Source organism: Mesorhizobium sp. CA10 (assembly GCF_020165285.1).
GTDB lineage: Bacteria > Pseudomonadota > Alphaproteobacteria > Rhizobiales > Rhizobiaceae > Mesorhizobium.
Window position 1 is genome coordinate 494390 of sequence record NZ_JAIUHV010000002.1, and the last position, 8932, is coordinate 503321.

The following is an 8932-nucleotide window of genomic DNA, read 5'->3' on the forward strand; positions in this document are numbered from 1 at the left end:
CATCGTGCGGTCAGATTTCCGCTTCATAGATAAAGATGTTTTTTCTCGTTAAAGAACACGCGCCCGGACGTCAAGCCCGAGGGCAATCACCTTCGCGGCAACGGCCAAAAACGGCTCCGTCGCGTGGCGCGCCTCAACCGGAACGCCATCAGTCGCCGTAAGGTACCCAGACGTTCTTGACCTCGATGGCGCGGCGCAGGAACGGTTCGCCGGCGGCCTCCCCCGAGGCCCAGTCGAGCGTGCGGCCGTTGCCGGTCCAGACCCGCTTCAAGTTGCCGATGGAGTCGGCCTCCGCCTTGGCGCAAATGTCGGCATCGGCGAATACCCAGAGCCCGTCGACATCGTCATGCTTGGCCAGCACGCCGGCCAGCTCGGCGCTGCGGCCGGTGACGATGTTGATGGCGCCGGCAGGCAAGTCGGAATATTCGATCACCTGATAGAGGTCGGTCGCAAGCAGCGGATGCCGCTCGGACGGGACGGCAACGACGGTGTTGCCCATGGCAAGCGCCGGCGCGACCAGCGAAATGAAGTTGAGCAAAGGCTGGTTGTCCGGCGCAACGATGCCGACGACGCCGACCGGCTCATGCAGCGCGAGCGTCACGACGCGGGCCGGCGGCTGGTGGACGCGGCCCTCGAACTTGTCGGTCAGGCCGGCATAGAAGAACAGCCGCTCGATCGACTGCTCGACCTCTTCGCGCGCGGCCTTGGCGGTGACGCCGGTCAACTGGACAAGGCGTGCGGCGAACTCATCGGCGCGGCCCGAAAGGTTCTCTGCGAAGTAATAGAGCACCTGGCTGCGGTTATAGGCGCTCGCCTCCGGCCAGGCCTTGCAGGCGCGGGCGGCGGCGACGGCATCGCGGATGTCCTTGCGGTTGCCGAGGCCGACTTCGCCGGCCAGCTTGCCCTTGGCGGTGGCAACGGCGAGCGAATAGTTGCCATCCGGGCGCACCTGCTTGCCGCCGATGAACAGCTTTGCCGTGCGATCGATCGCCGTGCCGTCGGCCTGTTCGACCGACTGGGCCGTTCCGGCCATGGCTGGCTTGATGACGGACCCGACCGGCAGCTTGGCCGCGAGATATTCGAACATGCCTTCGCGACCGCCTTCACGGCCAAAACCGCTTTCGCGGTAGCCGCCAAAGCCGCAGGCGGCGTCGAACATGTTGGTGCCGTTGACCCACACCACGCCCGCCTTCAATTGCGGCGCGACATGGAGGGCCAGATTGATGTTCTCGCTCCATACCGAGGCGGCAAGGCCGTAGCGCGTGTTGTTGGCAAGCTCGATCGCTTCCTCGGTGTTGCGGAAGCTCATCGTCGCCAGGACAGGGCCAAAGACCTCTTCCTGCGCCAGAATGTTAGCCGGCGAAACACTCGTCGCGAGCGTCGGCAGGTGATAGTAGCCTGTCGTCGGCAAGGCAGCGTCCGGCTGCCAGCAGACGGCGCCCTGTTTCGCGCCCTCGGCGATGAGACCCTTGACGCGGTCCAGCTGGGTGCGGTCGACAAGCGGGCCGATGTCGGTGTTCTTGTCGAGCGGACTTCCGACGCGCAGCCGCGCCATCCTGACCTTGATCTTCGCAATGAGGGCCTCGGCGATGCCTTCCTGCACCAGGAGGCGCGAGCCGGCGCAGCAGACCTGGCCCTGGTTGAACCAGATGCCGTCGACCAGGCCTTCGACGGCGCTGTCGAGATCGGCATCCTCGAAGACGATGAAGGCCGACTTGCCGCCGAGCTCCAGTGAAAGCTTCTTGCCGGAACCGGCCGTCGCCTTGCGAATGATCCTGCCGACTTCCGAAGAGCCGGTGAAGGCGATCTTCTGGAGGCCGGGATGATTGACGATGGCCGCGCCCGCTTCAGGGCCGCCCTGAACGATGTTGACGACGCCTTTCGGCACGCCCGCCCGCTCGCAGATCTCGGCGAACAATATGGCGGTGAGCGGCGTGAATTCGGCAGGCTTCAGCACCACCGTGCAGCCGGCGGCCAAGGCCGGCGCGATCTTCCAGGCCAGCATCAGCAGCGGGAAATTCCACGGGATGACCTGGCCGACGACGCCGACCGGCTTATGGTCGGGAAAGTCCTTGTCCAGCGTCTGCGCCCAGCCGGCATGATGGATGAAGTGGCGGATCGCCAGCGGCACATCGATGTCGCGGCTCTCGCGGATCGGCTTGCCGTTGTCGATCGATTCCAGCACCGCGAACAGGCGCTGGTGGCGCTGCATGGCGCGGCCGATGGCATAGAGCACTTTTGCGCGGGCGTAGCCCAAGGATGCCGACCATTTTGGCAGCGCCTTTGCTGCCGCCGCAACCGCCGCGTCAATATCGGCGGCGCCGGCATCCGAGATCTTGGCCAGAAGCTTGCCGGAAGACGGCTCGCTGGTGTCGAAAGTCTTGCCGCTTGTCGCCGCTTTCCAGCCGCCGTCGATGAACAGCGCCTTGGAGAAGTCGCGTGCGGCGAGCCAGGCATCCGCCTCATTGCGGGCTTCCGGCGCCGGGCCGTATTCCATGGCGTGATAGCGTTCGAGGATGTTCATGGGGCGCACTCGTAGCCTACGCCATCGCGTGGCGGTGGTTGGCCGAATAGTGGCCGGTCAAATGATGTTCGAGCTGGCGTTCGATGTCGGTGAGCAGGCTGGAGGCGCCGAAGCGGAACAGGTCCGGCTCGAGCCAGGGACGGCCGAGCTCCTCTTTCATCAGCACCAGCCAGTCGAGCGAGACTTTTGCCGTCGAAATGCCGCCGGCCGGCTTGAAGCCAATGAGATAGCCGGTCTCCTCGAAATAGGCGCGGATGGCGCGCACCATGGCAAGGCCGACGGGAAGCGTGGCGTTGACGCTCTCCTTGCCGGTCGAGGTCTTGATGAAATCGGCGCCCGCCATCATCGCAACCATCGAGGCGAGCATGACGTTGCGCAGCGTGGCGAGGTCGCCGGTGCCAAGAATGACCTTGAGATGCGCATCGCCGCAGGCGGCGCGCATGGCGACGATCTCGTTGAACAGCTCGCGCCATTTGGCGCCATAAACCAGGCCGCGCGGAATGACGACGTCGATCTCGTCGGCGCCGTCCTTCACCGATGCTTCGATCTCCTGCAGGCGGGTCGAGAGCGGCGCAAGGCCGTGCGGGAAAGCAGTCGAGACGGCGGCGACATGGATGCCGGTGCCGCGCACGGCGTCGACCGCGGTGGCGACGAAGGGATGGTAGACGCAGACCGCCGCCGGACGGATCGCCTCGCTCGATATGCCGAGGCCCTCGACGATATCGCGACGCAGGGGACTGATCGCCTTGGCGCAAAGCCGGCGCACGCGCTCGTCGGTGTCGTTGGAGTTCAGCGTGGTGAGATCCATGCAGGCGATGGCGCGCAAGAGCCAGGCGGCCTGGTTGTCGGCCTTGATCGAGCGCCGCTTGGTGAGCGTCGCGACCCGACGCTCCAGCGCCGAGCGGTTGACGCTGCGCACCGATTCCAGAAAACCGAGATCGAGCTTCATGCCGGGGTTGCGGGCAATGCCGTGCTCCAGCGGCACCGACGTGTTGGCGGCGGCGCGCGCCGGCAGCGGCATCACCTTGGGCGCGCCTGCGCCGGCCTCGCGGATCGTGCTCATCTCCTGCCCTTTCACTCAGCGCCTTTGCGCTTTTATGCCTTCGTGGGTGTCATTGGGTGGCACGAACGAAGATAGCCCGTGAAACGATGCTTCACGAGTCTTTCAAAGGGTCATAGCGCAAAAAGCCCGCTCAGGCAGCAGATTTTTGACCGTATGGTCAAAACATCATGCTCCCTGCGTTGGAGATTGGCCGCAACGCCCATCCCTTCGTCATACTCGGGCTTGACCCGAGTATCCATGCCGTGACCTCTGCCGCAGAGTGCAACGGCGCAGAATTCTGTAACCGCCGCAACGCCTTAGCGTAAGGCACGGATTCTAGGGTCTGCGCGCGTCGCTCCGCTCCTTGCTCCGCCCTAGAATGACGAAGCGCGAATGCCGTCGCTAATCTCAGACGCCTCCAACAGAGCAGGCGGACCGCGATATGTCTCAGCCGACGAAGGCGCGCTCGACGACGAAGCTGGCCGGATGACTCAAGGAACCTTCCTGGAAGCCGAGGCTCTCAGCAAGCTCCTTGACGTCCTTCAGCATATGCATCGAGCCGCAGATCATGATGCGGTCGGTCTCTGGGTTGAGCTTGTCGATGCCGAGGTCGGAATAGAACTTGCCCGAGCCGATCAGCGCGGTGATGCGGCCCATGCGCGCCGATTCCTCGCGGGTCGTCGAATTGTAGAGCGTGACGCGGCCGCCGGTCAGCTCGCCGATCAGCGGATCGCTTTCGAGCGCCGCCACCAGCTCCTGGCCATAGGTGAGCTCGGCATTGTCGCGGCAGGTGTGGGTGAGAATGACCTCGTCGAACTTCTCGTAGGTATCGGGGTCTCGCAGCAGGCTGGCGAAGGGCGCGATGCCGGTGCCGGTCGAGATCATGATCACGCGCTTGGCGGGCGTCAGTGCGTCGAGCACCAGCGTGCCGGTCGACTTCTGGCGCATGATGACGGTGTCGCCGACCTCGATCTTCTGCAGCTCGGAGGTCAGCGGACCGTCAGGCACCTTGATCGAGAAGAATTCAAGCTCGTCGTCCCAGGCGGGGCTCGCGACCGAATAGGCGCGGAAGATCGGCTTCTCGGCATTGGGCAGGCCGATCATGACGAACTCGCCGGAGCGGAAGCGCAGCGACTGCGGCCGGGTGATGCGGAAGGAGAACAACCGGTCGGTATAATGCTTCACCGACACCACGGTCTCGGCATAGACATTGGCCGGGATCGGGAACTGCAGCGGCTTTGCGCCGGCGACGTTCAACGCGGATGTCGTGTTCATTCCAACCCAACTTTCCGGCCCAGATGAAACGCACTGGGCGCCAAACTTTCTCCTGCGCGCCCGAACGGTCAGGTTCCTGCGTGCTTCCTGCACACTGTCAAGCGGTAAGCTCTTGTGTCGATAATTTATTAGTATACAAATGATCTTCAGGTCAAGATGGCGGCGTAAAACGCCTTTCCAAACCGAAGCATATCCGTAGTCCTGGCATTTCGGGTTTCGGCAATGAATGAGAAATTTTCGGCGTCGGCGGGAAACGTCGTGGCTGGCATCGATGTCGGCGGAACCTTCACCGATCTGCTTTTGATCGACGGCAAGGCGGGCGGCAAGGTCCATATCGCAAAGACACCTACCACGGTGGAAAACCAGGCCTTCGGCGTCGTCGCGGCACTTGGCGCCACCGGTTTTCCGATCGACGGCATCGACCTCATCGTGCATGGCACGACGACCACGACCAACGCCGTGCTGGAACGTCGCCTGGCGCGGACCGGCATGATCACCACCCGAGGCTTTCGCGACGTGATCGAGCTTGGGCGCCGCACAAGGCCGCAGGCCTATGGGATGACGGGCACTTTTGTCCCCGTCATTCCCCGCGACCTTCGGCTTGAAGTATCGGAGCGGGTCGAGGCGTCGGGCGCCGTGCGCATTCAACTCGACGAAGCCGAGATGCGCGATGCGGTGAAGGCGCTGCTCGACGCCGGCTGCGAGTCGCTGGTCATCCATTTCCTGCACTCCTACGCCAACCCGTCGCATGAGCGGCGCGCGGCAGAGATCGCGGCGGAGCTCTGGCCGAACAGCCACATCACCACCGGCCATGCGCTGCTTTCGGAAGCGCGCGAGTTCGAGCGCGGCGTCACCGCAGCGGTCAACGCCTCGGTGCAGCCGATCCTGGAGCGCTATGTCGAGCGGCTGCGCAAGGAGCTTGCCGCGAAAGGTTATGCGCGCGACTTCCTGATCATGAACGGCAATGGCGGCATGATCTCGGCCCGCTTCGTCACGCAGGAATCGGCAAAGACCGTGATGTCCGGCCCGGCGTCGGGGGTGATCGCCGCCGCCTATACGGGAAAACGCGCCGGCTTCGGCAATCTCGTCACCTACGACATGGGCGGCACCTCGACCGACGTGGCGCTGATCCGCAACGCCGAACCCGCCGTCTCCAACGAGATCGAGATCGAATATGCGATGCCGATCCATGTGCCGATGGTGGCGGTGCACACGGTGGGCGCCGGCGGCGGCTCGATCGCGCGCGTCGATGCGGCCGGGCTGATCCAGATCGGCCCGGAAAGCGCCGGCGCAAATCCCGGCCCGATCTGCTACGGGCGCGGCGGCATCGAGCCGACCATCACCGACGCCAATCTGGTGCTCGGCCGCCTGGCGCCGAAGAAATTGCTCGCCGTCGACAATCCGGTCACGGTCGAGCGCGTCACCGGGATTTTCGAGGAGAAGATCGGCAAGCGCACAGGCCTCTCCGGTGTCGAAGCGGCGGGTGCCGTCTTGAGGCTCGGCAACATGAAGATGGCGGGCGCCATCCGCATGGTCTCGGTCTCGCGCGGCCACGATCCGCGCGATTTCGCGCTGTTCGCCTTCGGCGGCGCCGGACCGCTGCACGCCACGGCGCTCGCACGCGAGCTCGGCCTGCCGAGAGTGCTCGTACCGGCGCGCCCGGGCATCACCAACGCGCTCGGCTGCGTTGTGGCCGATCTGCGGCACGATTTTGTCAACACAATCAATCAGCCCGTCGGCGGCCTCGACGAAACCGCGCTTCGCGAGGTATTGGAACGGCACCGTAACGAGGGCGAAGCGCTGATCGCCAAGGAAGCGGTGAAGCCGGACGAAATCCGCGTCACGCATTCGGCCGACATGCAGTTCGTCGGCCAGACGCACATTATCAACGTGCCGCTGCCCTCCTCGTCGGTTTCACGAGAAACACTGCAGCAATTGTTCGAGAAGGCATATTTCGCCCGCTTCAAGGTCGAGCTGCCGGAAATCCGCGCCAACCTCGTCAACCTCAACACCTCGGTCACCGGCGTGCGGCCGCAGATCGACCTGTCGCGGCTGATCGACCCGGCGGGACGCGCGGCAATGCTAACAGAGGCGCGGCGCGAAATCCGGCCGGTCTGGTACAACGGGCGCTGGCATGACACGCCGGTCTATGCGCGCGAAAAGCTGCCGCTCGACGCCACAATCGAGGGTCCGGCGATCCTGGAACAGATGGATGCGACGACCGTGCTCGAACCCGGCGACCGGGCGCGCTCGGATGCGGACGGCAACATCATCATCGACATCGGCGAGACCTGAGATGGCAAAGCTCGACACGATCACGCTTTCGGTGCTGCAGGCGGCGCTGCAGCAGGTCTGCGACGAGATGGACCTGACCTTCTCGCGCGCGGCCTTCTCGCCGGTCATCGCGGAAGCCAATGACCGTTCGGACGGCATCTATTCGGCCGTCGACGGCTCGCTGATCGCGCAAGGCAGCCAGGGCCTGCCGGTCTTCGTCGGCGTCATGCAATACTCGACCAAGACCGTCATCGAGATGATCGCCGACGGCCGTTGCCTGGCGCCGGAGCCCGGCGACATCTACATCGTCAACGACCCCTATCTCGGCGGCACACATCTGATGGATGTGCGCTTCGTCATGCCGGTCTATCGCTGCGGCCAGATCTTCTGCTGGCTTTCCAACACCGGCCACTGGCCGGATATAGGCGGTTCGGTGCCGGGCGGCTTCTCAGCCTCCGCCACCGCGGTCGAGCAAGAGGGCTTGCGTCTTCCACCGATAAAGCTGTTCAAGAAGGGCATGCTCGATCCGGAGATCTACGCCATCATCTGTTCCAACATCCGGGTCGCCGACCAACGCATCGGCGACATCCGGGCGCAGGCCGCCGCGCTGCTGATCGGCCAGGACAGGCTCAACGAGATACTGGATCGTTACGGGGACGAAACCGTCGTTGAGGCCATCGCGGAACTGCGCCGCCGCGCCGCAGAGCAGATGCGCGCCTCGATCGCCATGATCCCGGACGGCGTCTACCGCTCGCAGGCCTTCGTCGATTCCGACGGGGTGGTAAACGAGCCGCTGACCATCAATCTCGCCGTCGAGAAGCAAGGCGACACGCTGACCTTCGACTTTGCCGGCTCATCGAAACCCTGCGCCGGACCGATGAACAGCGTGCTGGCGACGACCTTGTCGTCGGTCTATCTGGCCATGCGGCATATTTTTCCAGAAGTGCCGATCAGCGCCGGCGCCTTCGAACCGCTAAACGTCAAGCGGCCGGAAGGCACGTTCCTCGACGCCAAATATCCGCGCCCGGTCTCGGGCTGCGCGGCGGAGGTTTCGCAGCGCATCGCCGAAGCCGTATTCGCCGCGATGGTGCAGGCGCTGCCGGAAAAGGTGACGGCGGCGCCCGCCGGCTCCAGCGGCAATTTCGCGCTCGGCGGCAACGATCCGGCGCGCGGGCGCGACTATGTCATGTACCAGATCTCGGGCGGCGGTTATGGCGGCAATGCCGGCCATGACGGGTTGAGCAATGGCTGCTCGACCATCGGCATTTCGAAATCGCCGCCGGTCGAGATCATGGAGCAGGCGTTTCCGGTGCTCTACCGGCATTACGCGCTGCGCGAAGGCTCCGGCGGCGCGGGAAAACATCGTGGCGGCTTCGGGCTCGCCTATGAAGTCGAGCTATTGCGCGGTGAAGCGCGCGCATCATTCGTCATGGATCACGGCCGCTTCGGGCCGCAAGGCGCGCTCGGCGGCAGGGACGGCGCGCCGAACAGCGTCACCGTGTTCCGGGGCGGCGAAGCGCATGTGCCGCCGCATCTTTCCAAGGAACAGGACATCGCGCTCAAGGCCGGCGACCGCGTGCGTGTCGGCACGCCCGGCGGCGGCGGTTACGGCGATCCGCGCGAGCGCGACCCGAAGCAGGTCGCCGAGGATGTCAGGCTCGGGTACTATACGGCTGAGCAGGCCAGGGAGATGTTCGGGGTGGACGTGTAGGCGGACGGGCGTGGCGTTAGCCAAACGCTCAGGTCGAGTTCCCGCCAACCCCCCTCTGCCCTGCCGGGCATCTCCCCCGCAAGGGGGGAGATCGATGTCACCGGCA

General features: G+C 64.8%; 5 protein-coding genes. 2 read left to right on the top strand and 3 right to left on the bottom strand.

Features of this window, described 5'->3' with window-relative positions:
* Nucleotides 1-148: 148 nt before the first annotated feature.
* From LB535_RS05810 to LB535_RS05820, 3 genes are all read right to left on the bottom strand, one after another.
* Nucleotides 149-2524 carry an aldehyde dehydrogenase family protein gene (locus LB535_RS05810; RefSeq protein ID WP_224631503.1) on the bottom strand — a complete coding sequence of 792 codons (2376 nt, stop codon included), beginning with the start codon at nucleotides 2522-2524 and terminating at the stop codon, nucleotides 149-151.
* Nucleotides 2525-2540: 16 nt separating this feature from the next.
* A complete protein-coding gene (gene deoC / locus LB535_RS05815) occupies nucleotides 2541-3587 on the bottom strand; it encodes a deoxyribose-phosphate aldolase (RefSeq protein WP_224631504.1) in 1047 nt (348 codons plus the stop codon).
* Between the two features lie 426 nt (nucleotides 3588-4013).
* Nucleotides 4014-4841, bottom strand: a complete 828-nt coding sequence (locus LB535_RS05820; protein ID WP_224629680.1) for a ferredoxin--NADP reductase — start codon at nucleotides 4839-4841, stop codon at nucleotides 4014-4016.
* A 222-nt stretch (nucleotides 4842-5063) separates the two neighbouring features.
* Between LB535_RS05820 and LB535_RS05825 the strand changes: the two genes are divergently transcribed.
* Entirely contained in the window at nucleotides 5064-7136 is a 2073-nt protein-coding gene (locus LB535_RS05825; RefSeq protein ID WP_224631505.1) for a hydantoinase/oxoprolinase family protein, read from the top strand.
* A gap of 1 nt (nucleotide 7137) precedes the next feature.
* The gene (locus LB535_RS05830) at nucleotides 7138-8826 is read left to right on the top strand and encodes a hydantoinase B/oxoprolinase family protein (RefSeq protein WP_224631506.1); all 1689 of its coding nucleotides are present in this window, start codon (nucleotides 7138-7140) and stop codon (nucleotides 8824-8826) included.
* Nucleotides 8827-8932: the final 106 nt, after the last annotated feature.